The following is an 18,998-nucleotide window of genomic DNA, read 5'->3' as shown; positions in this document are numbered from 1 at the left end:
GACCCGTCGCCGACTTGCCTTGGGCCAACTACTAACCGGTAGTCTTTGATCCACATGTTCACGTTGACCATCAACCAGACCGATAGCCGGCGCGACGGCGACCGCGTCCCTCAGCTGCTGAAGGACCTGCGGCACATACCCGCGCGCCTGGATTTTGACCGGTCTGTGGAGGATGAAGTCCAGGGCATTGTGGACTGCCCGCATCAGGCGGTGGAGGCTGCCCTGATCGCCTTGCGCTGCGGCTCCTGGTACGTGGGTATCGGCGTCGGGCCGGTCAACGAGCCGCTTCCTAACCAGATCAAGGATGCCTCCGGCCACGGCCTGATCTATGCCCGGCGCGCGGTGGACCGGCTCCGCAACAGCAAAGAACGCATCCCGGTTGCCGTGGAAGGGCCGCTGGCGGACGTCGCCCACGAAGCCGAGGCCGTGCTGCGGCTCTTGGGCCATATTGTGCGGGACAGATCCGGGGCTGAATGGCGCGTCCTGGACCTCATGACGCCGGGCGTCCGCGGACAGCAGAAAGCCGTGGCCCAGGAACTCGGTATCACCACGCAGGCCGTCAGCAAGGCAGTGGCCAGGGCCCAATGGAACGAGGAACACGCTGCCCGTCCCGCCGCCGCACGGCTGCTGGCGCTCATCCTTGAGGTGCGCTGAACCGAGGTGCGCTGAACCGAGGTGCGCTGAAAGCAGCGAAGCCCATTCGTTCTGGGCCCCTGTTGCAGGCGCCGTTACTGCATGGCGCCGATGATTGCCCCCATTGCCGAGAACGTCACGATGTTTTAGCTGGCGTTGATGGCGTCAGGCTGCGGCGTTCGAAGAGGTAGTTGACGCCCAATGCGGCCGCCACCCAGGCCGCGCCGGTGGCCAGCCCGGCAAGAGTGCCGAATCCCGCGCCGCCGTCGCCGATAAAGGCGGCGAGCACTACGGCCATCACCGCTGCGAGCAGGAACGATCCCGCAAACACCCGCACCATTCCGTGCTTCAGCTGCTCATCTGTTAAGCCGGCCTCGCGTTGCCATACCTTAGCGATGAGCACCGACTACCAGAGCCCTCCCACGATGAAGCCCGCCAGCGCGGCCAGCAGCACGGCCAGCCAGTTGATGTTCACTTCCACCGCAGTCACCCTTCCCGCAGACGCCGTTCGGGGGCGCCGACGGGGTGGAGCCTACGGCAGCCTTCCCCCTGCGTCTTGTAGAAAAGCCGCACCGCGCGGCAGGCAGGGTCCGAACGCGCTGAGCGGACCGCCGTCGGGGTTTCCAAGGGAACGAACGTGGCGAAATCGGGGCCGAGTTGGCGGATGAGGCGGAGGTATTCCGACGGCGTGAATCCGCTGAAGTGCCGGAAAGTGCGGATCAGGTGGGGCTGGTCATAGTAATCGGCCAGGCCCAGAAGCTCCCGGCCGCCTTAACTGTCCGCTGGCAGCAGGGCTGCGGCATTGACGAAACGGTAGAAACGGCATACGTCGGCGTAGCTTTTGGGCGTGATTCCGCAGTCGCGGATCATGATCCGCTGCAGGGTTGAAGGGCTGATGCCCAGGCGGCGGCTCAGCTCGGCCACCGGTATGTCTTCCTCCGCCAAGAGGGCCACCGCCGCCCGCGTACGTTGGTCCACGCCACGACGGAGCCGGGACGTCAGGAAACCGTCAAGCGCCTCGAAAGCGGCGACCGGATCGGCGTCAGCCAGTCCGTCACGCAGGGCCGAAAATCCGGGCAGGAACCCGTCCGTGTCCTGCGCCGTGCCCTGCAGTTGCGACGGCGGCGCGTCAGTCAGCGCGGCGATGCCGTAAGGCTCCAGCACGGCCCCGATATTGACCAGCTGCGGCGGGTTTTCGCTGATGAGATAGGTGCGCTGGACGCCGGAATAGAAGCCGACGGCGACCTCCGCGGCGCGCCATTCTGTGGCGCCCCGCTCCGGCACCTCGGCAAACGGGTCGATCAGGGGGTAGGGCGAGGACAGGTTGAGAATCAGGTGCGCGGACGGGCCGGAAGGATCTTTTCGTACTTCGCAGTCGGAGCTCCGCGCACAAACCAGAAGCGCTTCCCAGACGCTCCAAGGCCAAAAAGAATTCCGCGCGATCGGACGACGAGTAGCTCCGATAAGTCCGATTCAGGGTCAGCGAAGCGGACGGACCGGAAGACCGGTACCTGCGCCTGGACGGCTGGACGAAGGGCAGCGCCCACCTCAACGGCTTCAACCTGGGCCGCTACTGGAGCCGTGGACCGCAGCGCACACTACGTGCTGGGGCCGCTCATCAGGAAAGGCAGCAACGTCCTGGCCATCCAGGAACTTCAAGGCAGCACCACATGCGACGTCCGCTTTGTCTCCGGGCCGGACCTCGGACCGGACGAGAGGTAGCCCCCAGCGGGGAAGCCCGCCCTCGAGGAGTTTGTCCAGATAATGCCCGTTTAGAGGCGTTAGGCAGCGTTATCTGGACAAAAACTCGAGGCAAGGCTGCGGCGGAAGCAGCCCTACGGCAGGAGGCTGCGCAGCACGTGCGCGGCGCCGTCGTCGAACACGGAAGCGGTGACCTCATCGGCCACCGCGATGACTTCCTCCGGGGCCTGGCCCATGGCGACGCCCCGGCCAGCCCAGCCCAGCATTTCGATATCGTTCCGGCCGTCGCCAATAGCTACTGTCCGGTGGGGTTCAGTCCCCAACTGGCCGCGGAGCCGTTCGAGCGCGCTGGCCTTGGTGACGCCGGCCGCGGCGATGTCCAGCCACGCCGTCCAGCCGACCGAGTAGGTGACGCCGGCCAGGCCGATCTCCTTGATCGTCGCGGAGAATTCTTCAGGCGTGTTTTCGGTGCTGAACACCACCAGGCGGACCGCGGTGGCCTCCAGCAGCGTCTGGAAATCGACGCCGATGGCCTCCACGCCGAAGCTGGCGTCCTGGAAGCGTTCCGTGGACAGGAAGTTGCCGTCCTCGTCCTCCAGCGCGTACTTGGCCGTGGGCAGCTTCTCCCGCAGCGCCCGGAGCGCCGGAGCCGGATCGAAGGTGGCCTTGTGGATGATTTCGTAGCCGTCAGTCAGATCCGGATCCAGCCGGAGCGTCACGCCGCCGTTGCAGCAGACGGCATAGCCGCGGTCGATGCCGATCTGTTCGATGATGGGCAGCGTGGCGTTCAGAGAACGGCCGGTGGCGATGAGGACGTCGTGTCCCGCGGCGACCACGGCCTGGGCGGCCTCCCGGACAGGGGCGGACATGTGGCCGTCGTGGTCCACCAGGGTTCCGTCCACGTCCAGGGCAACCATGAACATGGTGGTGCTGTTTTCGTTTGCGATCCGCTGGTCATCGATGCCAGCGACTGTGGTTTCAGTCAATGTAGTCATACATCCAGTAGACCAGAGACCCCTGACACCGGCTAGGACGCAGGCCACAGCGCCCATGAACACCCGGTAAATACTCACAGGGTTATCCCGGGGTGTGAGTGTTAACCTTCGGCACGCTGTCCGCCCGCGTGCCAGCCGTAGATTCTCCGCCGCGCGTCCCAGAAATTCCTAGTCTTGTTCGCAGATCCTGACCATGAAGACCCAGATACGCGAACTAGAGCCTGTTCCCTGGGGCCCGTGGATTCCGAGGGCGCAGGCCCGCGGACAGGAGTTTGCGCCTGAGCCGCTCAGGGTTATCCACATCGGACCAGCTCCAGCGAAAAAACCCATATCCAAGCGCACGGATCCGATCCTCGCGCAGCTTTTCGCGGTAAACAGCTTCTTCGGCGGTCAGGTCGCCACGGATGCCGGCATCAACATACTTGGCCTTGCCGTCGAACTCACCCACAACACCGTACTCCGGCCACCAGCAGTCGCTGCGGCCAATGAAGCCGTCGTCATCCCTAAGCTGGTGCTGGAGTACGGGCTGCTCAAAGCCGAGGAATTCGAAAGCAGCCCTGCTGTAAGACTCCCCCACCGATTCCGCCAGAGGACTAGCCAGCCGCGCAACCTGCTCCGCACGGCGCCGGGCGGCCCCGAACGGATGGGCTGCGAGGCCATCGGAGATGTCCGCCACGGCCAGCAGATTGGCGTCTGTGGCCAGAATGCCTTCGTCATGCAGCCGTCGAGCCAGCCCGTCAGCAACCACCAGAGCCTGGCTCAGCTTGCTCGACACCATGACATCCACTGCAGTCTGGATCAGCCCCGTGCATCGGAACTCACCCTGCACGACGGGTTCCACCGTGGTCCTCAGCCGGTACCGAAGCGGATAGGAACGCGTTTCCCGCACTTCTTTGGCTGCCGATTCCTCACCGAGAACCAGCAGTGGCGACCGCCGCGTCCCGCTGCGTCCGGGGAGTGTCGTTGCAAGTTCAACGAACGCGGGCGTCCTGAGGGTGGGCAGGCCGTTGGCCAGGGCAGCCGTTTCTCCGCACAGCACGGCGCCCTTGACTGATCTGGCAACCGCCGTCGTCGACCAGGCGAAGCGCTCCGAGGGGCGGGCACGAAGCCACTCCGGTGTGCTGACATAGAATCCGCGGCGGATCCTGACCAGCTTTCCTGCCCTGAAGTCGCGGTGGATGGAATCAGTGCCGGCCTGTGTACGCAGGATGGCAGCTGAATCAATCAGTCCGGGCATGATTTCCATGCCATCAGGCTGCCCGCACGTGGCCCGCCTGTCAGCAGGCCACAGGCGCTATGTGGACAAACCAGGCGTCGGAGGAAGTCGCGGAAAGAAGGCTCCTAGGCGTATCCGCGGATCCGGACCTTCAAGGTTCGGATCCGCGGACAAGCCCAGGAATGGTGCGGGGCCGGTGGGCCGGAGCCTAGAGGACGGGGAAGACTTCCATACCACCCAGGTACTTCTGCAGTGCGGCCGGGACATTGACCGATCCGTCGGCGTTCTGGTGGTGCTCCAGGATGGCCACGATCCAGCGGGTGGTGGCCAGCGTGCCGTTCAGGGTGGCCACGGCGCGGGTACCCTTGGCAACGCCTTCGTCGTTGACCACACGCTCGCGGATGTTCAGGCGGCGGGCCTGGAACGTGGTGCAGTTCGAGGTGGACGTGAGCTCACGGTAGGCGCCCTGGGTGGGGACCCAGGCTTCGCAGTCGAACTTGCGGGCCGCGGACATGCCGAGGTCGCCGGCGGCTGTGTCGATCACCCGGTAGGGAAGCTCGCACTTGGCCAGCATCTCCTCTTCCCAGGCCAGGAGCCGTTCGTGTTCGGCTGCGGCCTTTTCCACCGTGGTGTAGATGAACATCTCCACCTTGTTGAACTGGTGGACGCGGATGATGCCGCGGGTGTCCTTGCCGTGTGAGCCGGCCTCACGGCGGTAGCAGGAGCTCTGCCCGGCGAACCGGATGGGGCCGGCCGTCAGGTCCAGGATCTCGTCCGCGTGGTAGCCGGCCAGGGCAACCTCGGAGGTGCCCACCAGGTACAGGTCGTCCTCGGCGAGACGGTAGATCTCGGCGTCGTGCTTTACGTCAAAACCGGTGCCCTGCATGGTTTCGGGGCGCACCAGAGTAGGCGTGATCATGGGAACGAAGCCGGCCTCGATGGCCTGGTCCATGGCCATCTGCAGCAACGCCATCTCCAGGCGTGCACCCACGCCGCGCAGGAAGTAGAAGCGTGAGCCGGACACCTTCGCGCCGCGCTCCATGTCGATCGCGCCGATCAGCTCACCGATTTCCAGGTGGTCCTTCGGCTCGAAATCGGGGAACTCGCGGGGCGTGCCAACGGTTTTGACCACCACGTAGTCGTCCTCGCCGCCCTCGGGGACGCCATCCTCAATAAGGTTCGGGATGGTGCGCAGCAGTTCGTCCTGCTTGGCCTGGGCAGCGTCCGCTTCGGCCGATGCGGCCTTCACAGTGTTGGCCAGTTCCTTCACCTCGGCGAGCAGGGCCTTCTTCTCATCGCCCTTGGCCTGCGCCACCTTCTTGCCGAAGACGTTCTGCTCGGCGCGGAGGTTTTCAAACCGGATCAGGGCGGCACGCCTGGCGGAGTCTGCGGCGATGATCGCGTCCACCACTGATTCGTCTGCGCCGCGGGCGCGCTGGCTGGCACGGAACTTGTCCGGGTTTTCGCTGAGGTCTTTTACGTCGATCACCAGACAAGAGTATCGAATCCGGCGGAACCAACACTGCCCGGCCGGACGGGGGAATCGCGGCGCCGCGGCCGGGATACTGTTGAAGCACCATGAACGACTGGCTTCTTTACGTCCTGAGCGCGGCGGCGCTGGCTTTCGCCGTCTCCAGCTGGTGGGGCGTCCGCAGGCTCAAGGCCCTGCACATCCGCAGCGCAGTCCACGAAGAAGCACACGAAACCGGCCTCACCCAGCAACGCGTGGCGGTCATCCTCAATCCCGTCAAGGCACGTGCACCGGAAGCGAAGGAAGCCATCCAGCGCGCCTGCCTGACAGCCGGCTGGGACGAGCCCCTCTTCCTGGAGACGACCGCCGAGGACCCCGGATACTCCCAGGCCCGGTCGGCGTTGGACTACAAGGCCGACGTCGTTCTGGTGGGCGGTGGCGACGGTACTGTGCGGGTGGTGGCTGAGTCCCTCGCGCATACGGATGTGGCCATGGGCCTGATTCCCCTGGGGACGGGAAACCTCCTGGCGCGAAACGTGGAACTTGACGTCAACGACCTTCACGCCAACGTGCAGACAGCGCTTTTCGGCCACCAACGCTACATCGATACCGCACGGATGGGCATCGAAAATTCCCGCACGGGACACTCCTCCGAGCACGCGTTCCTGGTGATCGCCGGGATCGGCATGGACGCCGAAATTCTCGCTGATACGAATGACGGCCTCAAGAGAGCTGTGGGTTGGCTCGCTTATACCGAGGCCGGAATGCGTCACCTGCCCGGGCGGCGAAGGAAAGTATCAGTCGCGATGGATGACAAGCCGGAGCAGGTCCGGAACATCCGCAGCGTCCTCTTTGCCAACTGTGGGCTGGTCCCGGGCGGGATCGACTTCATCCCGGAAGCCATGATCGATGACGGCATGCTGGACGTGGTGGTCATGAGCCCCCGCAGCGCCATCGGCTGGCTGGCCATGTATGCGAAAATCCTCTTCAAACACAAGGGCAACCTGCCCATTATGACGATGTACCGGGCCGGGCGAATTGTCATCAAGTGCCCGGAGCCCATGCCCACACAAATCGACGGGGACACGTCCGGGTTGGCCACCAAGCTCACCGTCCAGGTGGAGCCGCGGTCCCTCCTGATAAGGGTGAAAGGCCTGCAGGCCTAGCCTCAGGCGGTTGCCTTCTTGACCGCTTCAGCCTCTGCGGCAGCCTTCGCGGCACGTGCCTCGGACTGCTCGCGGATCAGGGCCTGTTCCTCTTCGAAGCGCAGGCGGTCGGCGCGGTCAGCCTCATCGCCGTCCCAGTCCTGGTTGTCCGCCGCGGGCTTGGGATTAACGATCATGCCCTGGCCGTCATTATCTGTGCTGCTGGTACTCATGACCTGCTCCCTTCGTTAGGGGCCATCCCCCAAGTGGATCAAGCAAGCATACGCACAGTAACTATCGTGGGGAAGTACCTTGACCTACGCTGTGGGCGAAGCCCTAAGCGTCGTCAAGCTGCACTCATTCCCCCTGCAGAATCTGCCCGACCCACTCATGCGCCGCCCGGAATGCCTCGTCAGACGTGTGTTGCGCGACGCTGGAGCTTTGGGCGTCCGCCCGTCCATAGGAGCCTAGGAAGCGTGTGGCCGGGCTGATGCGGTGAAGACCGGCCAGGGCATCTGCCACACGGGCGTCGCCGATGTGGCCGTCAGCGTCGATGCTGAAGAAGTAGTGTCCCAGGTACTGACCGGTCGGCCGGGATTCGATCCGGCTGAGGTTCACGCCCCGCGTGGCGAACTGGTCCAGGATTTCCATCAGCGCACCCGGGCGGTCTTCCGGCAGCGGGACTACCACCGTGGTCTTATCCGCACCGGTCCGTTCGGGCAGTGCGCCCGGCTTGCTCACCAGGATAAACCGCGTTACAGCACCCGGATTGTCGCCGATGTTCTCCGCCAGAACGGTCAGCCCCGGCTGCTCCTGGGCCACAATGGGCGCACAGATCGCGGCGTCGTAGTGGGCGTCGTGGCCCAGGAGCCCCATTGCGGCCGCCGCGGTGGAGGAGCCGGCAACATATTCGGCACCCGGAATATTCGCGTCCACCCAGAGACGGCACTGCGCCCAGGCGTGGCCGTGGGTAGAGATCCGGCGGATATCCCCCACGTCCACGCCTAGACGGGCGACCAGCACAAAGCTGATGGGCACCAGAACTTCTCGGATGATCCGGAGTTCCTGCCCGCCCGCAATGGCGTCCAGGGTGGCCGTGACTCCGCCTTCCACCGAGTTCTCAATGGGGACCATAGCCGCGTCTGCAGAGCCGTGGCGGACCATGTCCAGCGCCGCGTTGACGTTGGACGCCGGGATGCGGGTGGCGTCGGCGGCATCCGGAACCTGCATCAGTGCCGCCTCGGTGAACGTGCCCTCGGGCCCCAGGAAGGTATACGTAACGGATGACGGGGGCATGAATTCCTCTGTGGTGACAGGATGCAGGTTCGGGCTGAACTACAGGATGAGTGGCTTGAGGCCGTTGTCGGACACGAGCGGCTTGCCGGACTCGAGCCACTGGTCCATCCCACCGGCCACATTGATGGCCGCATAGCCCTGTCCGGTGAGCCATTGCGCTGCCCGGAAGGACCGTCCGCCGGTGCGGCAGATGACATAGACGTCCTGGTCCGGGTTCAGTTCGTCAAGCCGCGTCGGAAGCTGATCCAGGGGGATGTGCACGGCGTCCTCAGCGTGCCCGGCTACCCATTCGTAGTCTTCGCGGACGTCCAGGATCACGGCGTCGGCTGGGACGTCGTTGACGGGCACGGTATCGAAATCGCTCATGGGGGTCCTCTTTCGGAGAATCAAGGGTCTCCGTCCAGCCTAGCGCCAGCCGATGTGCCCGTTCCTGAAACCGGGGACAAGTTACGCTGTTGATGACCCCTAGGAGAATCCTTGCCCGCTGACCAGCCCACCATCCTGGCCACCTCCGGAGGCTACAAGCCGGGCGTCCGGACACGCCTGGATTTTGACCGCCTGCTGCATTACGCCGTGGAGCTTTCCGGCGTCAGCGGACGGCCGCCGCGGGTCACCCACGTGGGTACGGCGGCAGGGGATCAGCACGGGTTCAATGCGGAAATGGACGAGGCTGCGCGCCTGGCGGGCTTCGATTTCAGCCACCTGAACCTCTTCACCATGCCCAACCACGCGGACCCGGAGGCTCACCTCCTGGAGCAGGATGTGGTGTGGGTGAACGGCGGCTCCGTGGCGAACCTGCTTGCCGTCTGGCGCGCCCACGGGCTGGACGGGATTCTCCACCGCGCGTGGCAGCACGGAGTTGTGCTGGCGGGGGTTTCGGCCGGATCCATCTGCTGGTACCAAGGCGGCACCACTGATTCGTTTGGGCCGGAGCTGCGTGCAGTGACCAATGGCCTGGCCTTCCTCCCCTACGCCAATGGCGTCCATTACGACTCCGAGGAAAGGCGGCGCCCGCTGGTGCACCGGCTCGTGGCTGACGGAAAGCTGGGGGAAACGCACTGCACGGACGACGGCGTGGGGCTGGTCTATCACGGCACGGAGCTTGTGGAAGCGGTTGCCGAAGTCCGGGGCAAGGGCGCCTACATCGTCACCGCGGAAGCCGGTGGGGCGGGTGGGGCCACCGCTTCCGAGAGACGCCTGGAGCCTCGCTTCCTTGGCTGACATCCACGAACTGAACGCCGTCCAACTCCGGGATGCGCTCCACGCCGGAGAGCTCTCAGCGCGGGACGCCACTGCACATTTCCTGGCACGAATTGCGGGGCAGAATCCGTTGTTGGGCGCCTTCGTCACGGTCACGGCAGATCAGGCGATGTCCGATGCCGCGGCCGCCGATGCCCGCTACGCCCGGTTCCGAAAAGACTTCGGGAACGACTCCGCGCAGGACTCCGTAGGCAGCGCGGACGGCCTGCCACTCCTGCACGGCATGCCGGTGGCGTTCAAGGACCTGACCGATGTCGCCGGCGTGGTGACCACCCACGGAAGCGCTGCACTTGACCACAAACCGGCGCCCGCCGACGGCGCCCTGGCCGCTGTCCTCAGGGCCGCAGGCGTTGTCTCACTGGGCAAGACGCAGGTTCCGGAGTTTGGACTTACGGCGTACAGCGAAAACCGCATCGCACCGCCGTCGCGCAATCCCCATGCCCCGAGCCGGAGTTCCGGCGGCTCCTCCGGGGGCAGCGCTGCCGCGGTGGCAGCGGGCCTGCTTCCGTTCGCGCCAGGGACCGACGGCGGCGGTTCCGTCCGCATCCCGGCAGCCGCCTGCGGCCTGGTGGGCCTCAAACCCGGCCGCGGCGTAGTGCCGTCCGGCGAGAGTTCAGGCGATCCCGCGCGCCTGGTTGTGGCGGGACCGCTTACCCGTAGCGCCGCCGACGCGGCCCTGCTGCTGGATGCGCTGGCGCCGGCCGCTGCCGGCAGTTATCTCCACGCTGTGGCACACGAACCGCGCCCGCTTCGCATCGGCCTGACCCTGGACAGCCCGTGGTCCACCACCTTTCCGTTCACGCCGGAACCCGAAGCCTTGGCTGCGTTGCAGGCGGGCCTCGAAATGCTGGAGCATGCCGGGCACGCCGTCAGCGAAGCCGCCATCCGCTATGACAACCGCTACCCGGACGCCTTCACCAGCGCGTGGACCGCCGCCGTCGGAACTGCCCGGATCAGTCCGCACCGCGAAGCGCTTCTGGCCCCGCTGACGCGCACGTTCAGGCGCCGGGCCCAGCAGCGCAGCGCCGCGAAGCTCAATGAATCACTGGCGTTCCTGCGGCAATTCGAGCGCGACACCATCACGCAGTACGGCGGCTGGGACCTGATGCTGATGCCGGCCCTAGCGCAGACGCCCCGCCCTGTGGGCTGGTTTACGGGCGCCACGCACGGTGACGAACCATGGCCGGCTGCGGAATGGCCCGGGGATGCCGACGGCGACTACCGCCGGCAGTGCGAATTCGCCCCGTGGTCCTCCATGGTGAATGTCTGCGGCCTGCCGGCCATCACAATTCCGGTGTACTGGACCGGCGGGCAACCGGCCCATGGCCTGCCGATGGGAATCCAGCTCGTGGGGCCGCCGGGATCGGACATGCTCCTGCTCCAGGTAGCGGCCCAGCTCGGCTTCTGATGCCAGTTTGAATTGCTCCGGGTGTCGACTCCGGGGCCGATCCGGAGGACGATAACGAGGAAAGACCGGCATCGCCTTAGACAGCGCCGGTGCCTTGGTTTCGATGAACGTGCCAACAGCGGGCTGACCTGGATACGACAGCCATCGTGTTCACACGTCAGCGAAAACAGCGCCTACTGGCTTCAGCTTGGTCTGTGGCATATTGGTCGCGCCACAGATGGGCCGGTTCGAACCCGGGACGGCTCCGGGCCTTGTCGATAGAGACGAGCGTTTCAAATTCGCCAAGCCCTGGACGCACACCGAGACGCCGGGGAAGTGGAGTGCGGCGAGCTCTGCTGCGGGGATCGCACTGCCGGTGTCCGACGCGGCGACGTCGTACACCTCGAAGCCGGGCACCGATTGCTCAAGCGCGAGCGCAACGGCCGTCGCTCCATCCCTTGAGTCGATGTAACTAAACGTCAGATCAAGGCGGTACGCGGGATCCGATGCCCGGGCGAAGGTGCCGTAGTCGCCCGGGGCGACAACATTGGTGAACCGAAGCGAGCTGATGCTCAGGTCCGCTTCCCAGCGTACGAGCTGGGCCCACATCGCCTCTTCCGCCACTTTGCCCAAGGCATAGGTGTCCGAGCGGTGCCCACGGAGCTGCCCACTGGACTGTGCCAGTCCGCATCCCGGTCCTGACCACCATGGTCGCGCGTCCCGAAATTGGTCGCGATTATCGAAGAGATTAGCTGCCGTCGCGCAGGTTTGAGGGCGAGTGACTGGTGAATTCGATGCTGTCGAAGCGCGCCACGCAACTGTCCCCCATCGGCGCCTGGGCCAGGAACCCCACGCGCACGGATTTGTCCGTGTGCAGTCGGAACACGCGTACGAAGCACCAGTCCAAACCATTGGCGGATGAATGGAAGGCCCATGCAGGGCCCAGTCGGCTGACCCGCAGATACGTCCATGGGCCCGAAACGAGATTTGCATTGGAGTCGTCGGAATACGTGTTGGTGACGACGCTGACGATCATGGCCTCCCCTTTGGGAGAGTATTCGAAACAGAGCTTGGCCCAGTGGTCCTTGTCCGCCCAGAGGCTCAGCACTCCAGCGTCAAAGGTTGTCCTTGGAGAGACAACCATGACCCTGGCCGACAGCGAGAAGTGCGCGGGAGCCGTAAAGCCCAGTGCCGAGGCGCGGTGTTGCTGCTCTCCTCCGATCGAATCGTTGCTCCAATCCACGCCCGGAGCAGCCGTGAGGGTCAGTGCGTTCCCGGCCTCGTCGTAGCTGACTTGACCTGCTGCGGATGTCCAGGCCAGTGGTGGTAGCCCTGCCATGTCGGGGATCATTTCCTACACCTTTCTGTTCATCAGACCAGGTCATTCTTCAGAATCTCTGCTTTTCATACGTGAAGCCGTAGGGAACGTCCGGGGACAGTTCGACAGTGAAGGACGCATAGTCAACCCTGGTAACCAGAACGCCCCGGCGACCGTCGCATTGGGCCACCAGCTCAGCTGCCCGGACGGCGGTGTTGAGGTCGTCATCCAGGGTGGTTTTGGTGGTGGCGGTGATGGTAGCCAGCAGTTCCGGGTCCTCGTTCATGGTTTCTCCTTTGAATGTGCGGTGGGGTTAGGACGAGGAACTGCCAAAGCGGCGATGCTGCTTTCATGGCCGGCTGCGATCCAGGCGCTCGAAATCATGTCGCGGAGGGAGTGTCGGGGCTTCCAATCGATATCGCGGAGCGCCAGTTCGCCGGATGCCACAATGCGGGCAGGATCGCCCGGACGGGCCGCACAGATTTGCGGGGTGAAAGGTACACCTGTAACTGCGGCCATTTCGGTCATGATCCCCCGGACCGAAACCCCGGAGCCGCTGCCCAGGTTGTAGATCGTCTCCAGCTCCACGCCGTCCTGCAGCTTTCGGGCAGCTGCCACGTGGGCTGCCGCGACGTCGGAGACGTGGACGTAGTCCCGGACGCAGCTGCCGTCAGGGGTGGAGTAGGCCGTGCCGAAGATCTTCGGTGTCTTGCCTGCTTTCAGGGCTTGGAACACCAGCGGGAAGAGATTATGGGGGCTCGTGTCGCTCACGTCCGGGGTTCCCGAGCCAACGACGTTGAAGTATCGCAGTGAGGTATGCCGCAGGCCGGTTGCCCGTGCTTGGTCAGCTATGAGCCATTCCCCGATGAGCTTCGACTCACCATAAGGGGATTCGGGGTTTGTGGGGGTCGTTTCGGTCACAAATTCAGCTGCGGTGTTCCCGTAGACGGCAGCACTGGAGGAGAACACGATCGCCTGTACGGAGGCCGCTTCCATGGCAGCCAGCAGGTTGCCGGTTCCGGTTACGTTCTGGAAATATGTGTGGAGCGGCCACTCGACCGAGACCCCTGCGTACTTGAAGCCCGCCAGATGAACCACACCGGCCACGTCGTGACGGGCAAAGGCGTCGTTGAGAAAGACGGGATCCAGCAGGGATCCTTCTTCGAAGGTGGCGCCGTTTGGCACGAATTCGCGGCGGCCACTGGACAGGTCGTCGATGACCACCACATCGTGGCCGTCATCCATGAGTGCCCGAGCTACGTGCGAACCGATGTATCCGGCCCCACCTGTTACAAGCCATGCCATAACTACTTGCCTCCTCTATCTTTGGTACCGCGTCGGTTGCTGAAGTTGTGTGAGATACCCCAGGATGAGCACCAGCTCTCCCCCGGATCGAGCCAGCGCAGGCCGGCCCCGGAGTTGAAGGCATCCGGAAGCGCGGTCATGGGCTCCAGCGCGATCGCCGTCCGCGAACCGCCGGCCCCCGGGTACTCGTTGGTTGTGTAAACCTGGGCGTACCCGTAGTTGTGGTCGCCCCACACGTCCACGGTGTCTCCATTGGGGGCCTCGAGGGTGTGCCGATACGTCCCGTCCGGAGCGGGCGTGAGATCCAAAAAGGCGGTGTCCAGGTCCAGGGAGCCCACTGTTGCCCCGACTGACAGGTCGAACGGGGTCCCAGCCACCGGCGCGGACCCTGTCGGGTTCAACCGTTCATCCACCACAAGGTATGAGGCGGCGTTGACGGTGAGTGCGAGATCCTCGGTGAGTGCAGCGCCCACCCGGACGTAGGGGTGTGAGCCGATGGCCACGGGAGCCGGCCGGGCTGAATCGTTGGTCACCACGTGCCGGACCGTGAGTCCCTCAGAAGTCACCGAATAGGTTGTCTCGACGTTCACGGCGAAGGGGTAACCCTCGCACGGCAGGACCTGGACACGAAGCGTCAGCCCGGTGTCAGACTGGCGAACCATCGTGTGTGGCTGGTCCTTTACCAGTCCGTGAAGGGCGTTGCCCCGCTGTGGTTCATTGACGTCCAGCTGTAGCACTTGCCCGTCGTGCGGCCATTGTCCGTCCCGGACCCTGTTGGGCCAGGGAATGAGAATCTGCCCTTCGCAGTGCTCCGGGAGCCCCGACTCCGGAAATTCCTCGATCAGCGGCTCCCCATCCACAGTGAGGCTGCGGATGGTGCCGCCGATCTCCGTCATGACCGCCCTGACCACATGGCCGTCACGGTCAGAACAGATCCCAAACTGCCGGCCTGTGGGTGAAGCCAGCCCGCTCACCAGCAGATCATTCATGGGCGGATCGTCCTTTGCTGTGTGTTGGTCGGTCGCATGTCAGAAGTCGGTATGGCCCAGGTCATGGGCTGCGACGAAGGAAACAGTCCGGGTGCTGGCTGTCTGGAGTTCAAGGACCGTGATCTCGTTGCCATGCTTTCGCAGCAGCGGCCCCGGAACGTAGAGCGTGGACTGGGGACCGCGTGACCAGTACCGTCCGAGGCAGAAGCCATTGATCCAGACGACTCCCTTGGTCCACCCGCTGGTGTCCAGGAACAGGTCTGCGGGTTCGAGGAGGTCAAAGCTTCCGTGCGCGAAGGCCGGACCTGTCACCCCGCTGTCCTGGCTCGACGATGCCTCCGCCAGTGCCTCATTGACGGGGCTGATGTCCTGCAGCTGAAGTGGAAGAAGGTCCCAGTCCCGAAGAATGGTGCCGTTAATCCTGGCTGCACCGATCAGGCCCTTCGCTTCCCCGAGCCGGGGTCCGTAGTCCACGCGCCCTTGGTCCTCCACCAGGATCTCCAGCGTTCCACTGGCATCGGAAGGTAGAGCCACAGAGTTCTCGTGGTGGTCCCGCGACAGGGTTCCGAGGATTTGCCTGTTGAGGAAGACCTGCGCGCGGTCACGGACCTCGTCAAAGGTCAGGACCGCGGGCCCCGTGAGGTCGATTCTGGTGCGGTATAGGGTGAACCCCGAGTAGTGTCCAATGTCGTCAGCGGTCCGCAGGCCACCGTGCGATGTCCAGTAGCCCAGCTTGTCGATGCACTCCCAGAGGGGTAGTGACTTGGTCAGTGGGACGGTCAGTTCGGCGCCCGGCCGCTGCGGTGCCGGGACATCGTCGTGGTCGAGTTCCGTGTACTTCGAGATCACGTCACGGAAGGCCCAATACTTCGGCGTGGGGTTTCCCGTTTCGTCCAAGGGCGCGTCGTAGTCGTAACTGGTCACGATGGGCTGATAGACGCCCTTGTCGTTCGCTCCGTTGGTGAGGCCAAAGTTGGTGCCGCCATGGAACATGTAGATGTTCACCGATGCGCCACGGCCCAGCAGCACATCGAGTTCTTCAGAGGACTGCTCCACGGTGGTGGTGTGATGGTGTGCGCCCCAGTGGTCAAACCACCCCACCCAGAATTCGGAACACATTAAGGGTCCGGTGGGTTGGTGGCGGCGCAGCGTGTCCAGCCGTTCGGCGGCGCGGGATCCGAAGGACCCTGTCTTGTGCAGCTCCGGTAGGCTGCCGTTGGCCAGCATGTCGTCCTGGGGCTGGTCGACAGTGGTGAAGGGCACCATCAACCCGATTTCCCGGTTGATTTTGACGAGCTTTTCCAGATAAAAGCGGTCAGCGCCGTAGGCGCCGTACTCGTTCTCAATCTGGATCAGGATGATCGGGCCACCGACATCCACCTGGCGCGGAACCAGGATCGGTGCGAGCTGCTCAAAGTACCGGGATACGGCCGTCATGTATACGGGGTCATCGGCACGGATGGCCGAAGCGCCACGGTCGAAGAGCCAGGCGGGCAGTCCCCCGTTGTCCCATTCGGCGCAGATGTACGGTCCGGGCCGGACGATCGCGTGCATGCCTTCCGCGGCGACGAGGTCGAGGAAGCGCCCCAGGTCCAGGCCGCCGGTGGTGTCGAAGGTCCCCGGGGCGGGAGCATGGGCGTTCCAGGGGATGTAGGTTTCGATGGTGTTCAGCCCCATCTGCCGCGCCTTCCGGATCCGGTCGGCCCAAAGATCCGGATGGACGCGGAAGTAGTGCAGGGCGCCGGAGAGGATGCGACGGGGCTGACCGTCAAGCATGAAGTCCTGCTCGCCGATAGTGAAGGTTGGCATGGGAGGGAATCCAATCTGATGGTGGAGCGGAGGTCCAGGGCCGCGTGGTGCGGCCCCGGACCTCCGCCGCGTCCTACTTGGTGGAAACGGTGAAGCCCTGCTGCTGGCCGTACTTGGTGGTGGCTTCCTGCCAGGCTTTCAGTCCGTCGTTCAGGTCGCTGCGGGAGCCGTAGGCCTGACCGACAGTGTCGCTGAAGATGCTGTTGGCGTAGGTCTGGAAGGGCAGGTAGTGCCAGCCCGGGACAACGTCCTTGGAGGCCTGGACCAGGACTTCGTTGATCTTCTGGCCGCCGAAGTACGGGTTGGCTGCGTTCAGGAACGAGTCGGTTTCCAGATCGGCAGTGGTGGACGGGAACCCGCCGTTTGCGGCGTGGATCTTTGCACCCTCGGGGCCGTTGGAGAACTGGAGGAACCCGTAGGCCGCTGCCTTGTTCTTGCTCTGCTTCAGCACGGCGTCGCCGCCGCCGCCGTTCTCGGCCGCTGCGGCCCGGCCCTTTTCATAGGTCGGCATGGGGGCTACGCGCCAGTTGCCGCTGCCGGCAGCCGCACCCGATTCCAGGCTGGCGGGCATCCAGGCGCCGATGATCAGCGTGGCGATGCTGCCGTCGGAAAGTCCCTTGTACCATTCGTCGCTCCAGCTGGTGACCGGCGCCAGCAGCTCGTCCTTGACCAGGGTGTTCCAGGTCCCGGTCCACTTCTTGGAGCCTTCGTCCTGGAGGTTGACGCCCACGTCAGTGGTGCTGTTGATGGTGTACGGCTGTCCGCCTGCCTGCCAGATCATGCTGGTGGCAAAGCCGGCGTCGCCGGTGTCGCTGGTGATGTACGCGTTGGGGTCGGCGGTGTGCAGGGTCTTGGCGGCCGCAACGTATTCGTCCCAGGTGGCGGGGACGGCGATGCCGTGCTTTTCGAAGACGTCGGCCCGGTAGAACATGGCCATCGGGCCGGAGTCCTGCGGGAGGGCGTAGATGCCGCCGTTGAGGTTCACCGAGCCCCAGGTGGAGGCCGTGTAGTCGTCCTCCAGTTCGCCGGCGCCGTATCCGTCCAGGTCAACCAGCGAGTCGGAAAGGGCGAACTGCGGTAGCGCGCTGTACTCGATCTGCGCGACGTCGGGGGCACCGCTGCCGGCCTTCACCGCATTCTGGAGCTTTGTGTAGTGAGTGTTGCCGGTGCCGACGTTTTCGAGGTTGACGTGGACCTTGGGGTACTTCGCTTCGAAGGCCTCCACGATCGGCTCGAGCTGCGGGGCCCAGCCCCAGACGGTGAGCGTCGTTTCGGTCTGCAGCGCTTTGGCGATGTCCTCGGCGCTTGCTCCCTCGCTGGCGGCGTTTCCGGTTGATGCGGAGCCGCCGCAGGCGGCGAGGCTGCCGACAAGGAGGCTGCCGGCCAGGACGGCTGCTGCTGCCCGCCGCAAATGGTTGGAGTTCTTCATGGTTTGGTGCCTTTCACGTCATTGTTCTTGGGACAGGTCATGCGTTTGGGGGAACGTACGACGGCGGGAGGCCGCCGTCGTACGTTCCTTTACTTCACGCTTCCGGCGGACAGTCCTGACTGCCAGTAGCGCTGGAGGAAGAGGAACGCGCCCACGATGGGCACAATGGTCAGCAGGGATCCGGTGATCACGAGGTTGTAGATGGCCTCGCCTCCGGCCGTGGTCGCCTGGGCGTTCCAGCTGTTGAGGCCCACCGTCAGGGGATACCAGGCTGATTGGCTCAGCATGATCAACGGCAGGAAGTAGTTGTTCCACGTGGCCACCACCGTGAACAGCAGGACCGTGATGAATCCCGGCGCGAGCATCCTCAGCGAGATGGTGAAGAACGTCCGGAACTCCCCTGCCCCGTCCATCCGGGCCGCTTCGAGCACTTCGGTGGGCACCGACTCGAGGGCGTAGATCCACACGAGGTAGAGCCCGAAGGGACTGATCAGCGACGGGATGATCACCGACCATGGCGTGTTGGTGAGACCCATTTGGCTGAACATCAGGAAGGTAGGGACGGCAAGTGCAGTCCCGGGAACGGCGACAGCACCCAGGACCACGGCAAAGACGCCGCGCTTGCCCGGGAAATCAAACTTGGCCAGTCCGTAGCCGGCCAGGGTGGCGAGGAACGTCGCCCCGCCGGCACCCACCACGACGTACAGCACCGTGTTAGCCAACCAGCGAAGGAATTCGCCGTCGTTGTACGTCAAAGCGCCGGTGATGTTCTCCCACAAGGCGAAGTCGCCGGAGAACCACAGACCGAATGAGCTGAACAGGGATGACTGGGTTTTCGTGGAATTAACGAGCAACCAGAACAGCGGAAGAAGGGCGTACACCGCCATCACGCCCATCACTATCGTGAGGAGGATCGACGAGCGTTTCCGGCTGGCACCCCCGCGGCGCGGAGCTGCGAACTTCGGAACTGGCAACTTCGACGCCGGCGTCATCCTTTCTGGGGACGGCGCGCCGGTCTCGGGAGGGCTCAAACGTATGGACATG

The 18,998-nt window shown here is 64.5% G+C and carries 21 protein-coding genes; 5 read left to right on the top strand and 16 right to left on the bottom strand.

What is annotated here, in order from left to right:
* The first annotated feature begins 54 nt into the window (after nucleotides 1-54).
* Nucleotides 55-654 (top strand): hypothetical protein, encoded by a 600-nt coding sequence (locus tag ACQCSW_RS02230; protein WP_426989314.1) that lies wholly within the window; start codon nucleotides 55-57, stop codon nucleotides 652-654.
* Between the two features lie 115 nt (nucleotides 655-769).
* Here ACQCSW_RS02230 and ACQCSW_RS02225 read toward each other — a convergent pair whose 3' ends face one another.
* Both ACQCSW_RS02225 and ACQCSW_RS02220 read right to left on the bottom strand, forming a co-directional pair.
* Entirely contained in the window at nucleotides 770-1,036 is a 267-nt protein-coding gene (locus ACQCSW_RS02225; protein WP_426989313.1) for a DUF1761 family protein, read from the bottom strand.
* A gap of 368 nt (nucleotides 1,037-1,404) precedes the next feature.
* Complete coding sequence (locus tag ACQCSW_RS02220) at nucleotides 1,405-1,917, bottom strand: helix-turn-helix domain-containing protein (protein WP_426989312.1); 513 nt, start codon at nucleotides 1,915-1,917, stop codon at nucleotides 1,405-1,407.
* Nucleotides 1,918-2,214: 297 nt separating this feature from the next.
* Between ACQCSW_RS02220 and ACQCSW_RS02215 the strand changes: the two genes are divergently transcribed.
* Nucleotides 2,215-2,355 (top strand): hypothetical protein, encoded by a 141-nt coding sequence (locus tag ACQCSW_RS02215; RefSeq protein WP_426989311.1) that lies wholly within the window; start codon nucleotides 2,215-2,217, stop codon nucleotides 2,353-2,355.
* Between the two features lie 113 nt (nucleotides 2,356-2,468).
* On the opposite strand, the gene ACQCSW_RS02210 is transcribed toward ACQCSW_RS02215, so the two are convergent.
* The 3 genes from ACQCSW_RS02210 to serS all read right to left on the bottom strand — a co-directional run bounded on the left by ACQCSW_RS02210 (nucleotide 2,469) and on the right by serS (nucleotide 6,034).
* Nucleotides 2,469-3,329 carry an HAD family hydrolase gene (locus ACQCSW_RS02210; protein WP_426989310.1) on the bottom strand — a complete coding sequence of 287 codons (861 nt, stop codon included), beginning with the start codon at nucleotides 3,327-3,329 and terminating at the stop codon, nucleotides 2,469-2,471.
* A 214-nt stretch (nucleotides 3,330-3,543) separates the two neighbouring features.
* Nucleotides 3,544-4,575, bottom strand: coding sequence for a hypothetical protein (locus tag ACQCSW_RS02205; RefSeq protein WP_426989309.1), 1,032 nt, complete (start codon nucleotides 4,573-4,575; stop codon nucleotides 3,544-3,546).
* Between the two features lie 178 nt (nucleotides 4,576-4,753).
* Nucleotides 4,754-6,034 (bottom strand): serine--tRNA ligase, encoded by a 1,281-nt coding sequence (gene serS, locus ACQCSW_RS02200; protein ID WP_426989308.1) that lies wholly within the window; start codon nucleotides 6,032-6,034, stop codon nucleotides 4,754-4,756.
* A gap of 89 nt (nucleotides 6,035-6,123) precedes the next feature.
* On the opposite strand from serS, the gene ACQCSW_RS02195 reads away from it, so the two are divergent.
* Nucleotides 6,124-7,182 (top strand): diacylglycerol/lipid kinase family protein, encoded by a 1,059-nt coding sequence (locus tag ACQCSW_RS02195; RefSeq protein ID WP_426989307.1) that lies wholly within the window; start codon nucleotides 6,124-6,126, stop codon nucleotides 7,180-7,182.
* Nucleotides 7,183-7,184: 2 nt separating this feature from the next.
* On the opposite strand, the gene ACQCSW_RS02190 is transcribed toward ACQCSW_RS02195, so the two are convergent.
* From ACQCSW_RS02190 to ACQCSW_RS02180, 3 genes are all read right to left on the bottom strand, one after another.
* Nucleotides 7,185-7,394 (bottom strand): hypothetical protein, encoded by a 210-nt coding sequence (locus tag ACQCSW_RS02190; RefSeq protein ID WP_354253219.1) that lies wholly within the window; start codon nucleotides 7,392-7,394, stop codon nucleotides 7,185-7,187.
* A 124-nt stretch (nucleotides 7,395-7,518) separates the two neighbouring features.
* Nucleotides 7,519-8,457 (bottom strand): prephenate dehydratase, encoded by a 939-nt coding sequence (gene pheA / locus ACQCSW_RS02185; RefSeq protein ID WP_426989306.1) that lies wholly within the window; start codon nucleotides 8,455-8,457, stop codon nucleotides 7,519-7,521.
* A gap of 39 nt (nucleotides 8,458-8,496) precedes the next feature.
* Nucleotides 8,497-8,823, bottom strand: a complete 327-nt coding sequence (locus ACQCSW_RS02180; protein WP_426989305.1) for a rhodanese-like domain-containing protein — start codon at nucleotides 8,821-8,823, stop codon at nucleotides 8,497-8,499.
* Between the two features lie 111 nt (nucleotides 8,824-8,934).
* On the opposite strand from ACQCSW_RS02180, the gene ACQCSW_RS02175 reads away from it, so the two are divergent.
* Nucleotides 8,935-9,678 carry a Type 1 glutamine amidotransferase-like domain-containing protein gene (locus tag ACQCSW_RS02175; protein WP_426989304.1) on the top strand — a complete coding sequence of 248 codons (744 nt, stop codon included), beginning with the start codon at nucleotides 8,935-8,937 and terminating at the stop codon, nucleotides 9,676-9,678.
* Nucleotides 9,671-11,125, top strand: a complete 1,455-nt coding sequence (locus tag ACQCSW_RS02170; protein ID WP_426989303.1) for an amidase — start codon at nucleotides 9,671-9,673, stop codon at nucleotides 11,123-11,125. The genes ACQCSW_RS02175 and ACQCSW_RS02170 overlap by 8 nt, the downstream gene beginning before the upstream one ends.
* Before the next feature lie 150 nt (nucleotides 11,126-11,275).
* Here ACQCSW_RS02170 and ACQCSW_RS02165 read toward each other — a convergent pair whose 3' ends face one another.
* The 8 genes from ACQCSW_RS02165 to ACQCSW_RS02130 all read right to left on the bottom strand — a co-directional run bounded on the left by ACQCSW_RS02165 (nucleotide 11,276) and on the right by ACQCSW_RS02130 (nucleotide 18,997).
* Nucleotides 11,276-11,737: a hypothetical protein gene (locus ACQCSW_RS02165; RefSeq protein ID WP_426989302.1), complete on the bottom strand. Its 462-nt coding sequence runs from the start codon at nucleotides 11,735-11,737 to the stop codon at nucleotides 11,276-11,278.
* 115 nt (nucleotides 11,738-11,852) lie between these two features.
* Nucleotides 11,853-12,455, bottom strand: a complete 603-nt coding sequence (locus ACQCSW_RS02160; protein ID WP_426989301.1) for a DUF1349 domain-containing protein — start codon at nucleotides 12,453-12,455, stop codon at nucleotides 11,853-11,855.
* A 37-nt stretch (nucleotides 12,456-12,492) separates the two neighbouring features.
* Nucleotides 12,493-12,708: a hypothetical protein gene (locus tag ACQCSW_RS02155; protein WP_426989300.1), complete on the bottom strand. Its 216-nt coding sequence runs from the start codon at nucleotides 12,706-12,708 to the stop codon at nucleotides 12,493-12,495.
* Nucleotides 12,705-13,727 carry a UDP-glucose 4-epimerase GalE gene (galE, locus tag ACQCSW_RS02150; protein ID WP_426989299.1) on the bottom strand — a complete coding sequence of 341 codons (1,023 nt, stop codon included), beginning with the start codon at nucleotides 13,725-13,727 and terminating at the stop codon, nucleotides 12,705-12,707. Before galE ends, ACQCSW_RS02155 begins: the two co-directional genes overlap by 4 nt.
* Before the next feature lie 2 nt (nucleotides 13,728-13,729).
* The gene (locus ACQCSW_RS02145; RefSeq protein ID WP_426989298.1) at nucleotides 13,730-14,716 is read right to left on the bottom strand and encodes an aldose 1-epimerase family protein; all 987 of its coding nucleotides are present in this window, start codon (nucleotides 14,714-14,716) and stop codon (nucleotides 13,730-13,732) included.
* A 39-nt stretch (nucleotides 14,717-14,755) separates the two neighbouring features.
* Nucleotides 14,756-16,525, bottom strand: a complete 1,770-nt coding sequence (locus tag ACQCSW_RS02140) for a glycoside hydrolase family 35 protein (protein WP_426989297.1) — start codon at nucleotides 16,523-16,525, stop codon at nucleotides 14,756-14,758.
* A gap of 73 nt (nucleotides 16,526-16,598) precedes the next feature.
* Nucleotides 16,599-17,954, bottom strand: coding sequence for an ABC transporter substrate-binding protein (locus tag ACQCSW_RS02135; RefSeq protein ID WP_426989296.1), 1,356 nt, complete (start codon nucleotides 17,952-17,954; stop codon nucleotides 16,599-16,601).
* Between the two features lie 89 nt (nucleotides 17,955-18,043).
* On the bottom strand, nucleotides 18,044-18,997 hold the full coding sequence (locus tag ACQCSW_RS02130; RefSeq protein WP_426989295.1) for a carbohydrate ABC transporter permease: 954 nt from the start codon (nucleotides 18,995-18,997) through the stop codon (nucleotides 18,044-18,046).
* Between the last annotated feature and the right edge of the window lies 1 nt (nucleotide 18,998).

Source organism: Pseudarthrobacter sp. Y6, assembly GCF_050156205.1.
Lineage (GTDB): Bacteria > Actinomycetota > Actinomycetes > Actinomycetales > Micrococcaceae > Arthrobacter.
Note: the sequence above shows the minus strand (reverse complement) of the source record. Positions and strands in the feature narration are given on the sequence as shown.

Coding starts and splice junctions, on each gene's coding strand:
- ACQCSW_RS02230 (WP_426989314.1), top strand. CDS start 55: ATGTTCACGTTGACCATCAACCAGACCGATAGCCGGCGCGACGGCGAC.
- ACQCSW_RS02210 (WP_426989310.1), bottom strand. CDS start 3,329: ATGACTACATTGACTGAAACCACAGTCGCTGGCATCGATGACCAGCGG.
- ACQCSW_RS02205 (WP_426989309.1), bottom strand. CDS start 4,575: ATGGAAATCATGCCCGGACTGATTGATTCAGCTGCCATCCTGCGTACA.
- ACQCSW_RS02195 (WP_426989307.1), top strand. CDS start 6,124: ATGAACGACTGGCTTCTTTACGTCCTGAGCGCGGCGGCGCTGGCTTTC.
- ACQCSW_RS02190 (WP_354253219.1), bottom strand. CDS start 7,394: ATGAGTACCAGCAGCACAGATAATGACGGCCAGGGCATGATCGTTAAT.
- pheA (WP_426989306.1), bottom strand. CDS start 8,457: ATGCCCCCGTCATCCGTTACGTATACCTTCCTGGGGCCCGAGGGCACG.
- ACQCSW_RS02180 (WP_426989305.1), bottom strand. CDS start 8,823: ATGAGCGATTTCGATACCGTGCCCGTCAACGACGTCCCAGCCGACGCC.
- ACQCSW_RS02160 (WP_426989301.1), bottom strand. CDS start 12,455: ATGATCCCCGACATGGCAGGGCTACCACCACTGGCCTGGACATCCGCA.
- ACQCSW_RS02155 (WP_426989300.1), bottom strand. CDS start 12,708: ATGAACGAGGACCCGGAACTGCTGGCTACCATCACCGCCACCACCAAA.
- galE (WP_426989299.1), bottom strand. CDS start 13,727: ATGGCATGGCTTGTAACAGGTGGGGCCGGATACATCGGTTCGCACGTA.
- ACQCSW_RS02145 (WP_426989298.1), bottom strand. CDS start 14,716: ATGAATGATCTGCTGGTGAGCGGGCTGGCTTCACCCACAGGCCGGCAG.
- ACQCSW_RS02140 (WP_426989297.1), bottom strand. CDS start 16,525: ATGCCAACCTTCACTATCGGCGAGCAGGACTTCATGCTTGACGGTCAG.
- ACQCSW_RS02135 (WP_426989296.1), bottom strand. CDS start 17,954: ATGAAGAACTCCAACCATTTGCGGCGGGCAGCAGCAGCCGTCCTGGCC.
- ACQCSW_RS02130 (WP_426989295.1), bottom strand. CDS start 18,997: ATGTCCATACGTTTGAGCCCTCCCGAGACCGGCGCGCCGTCCCCAGAA.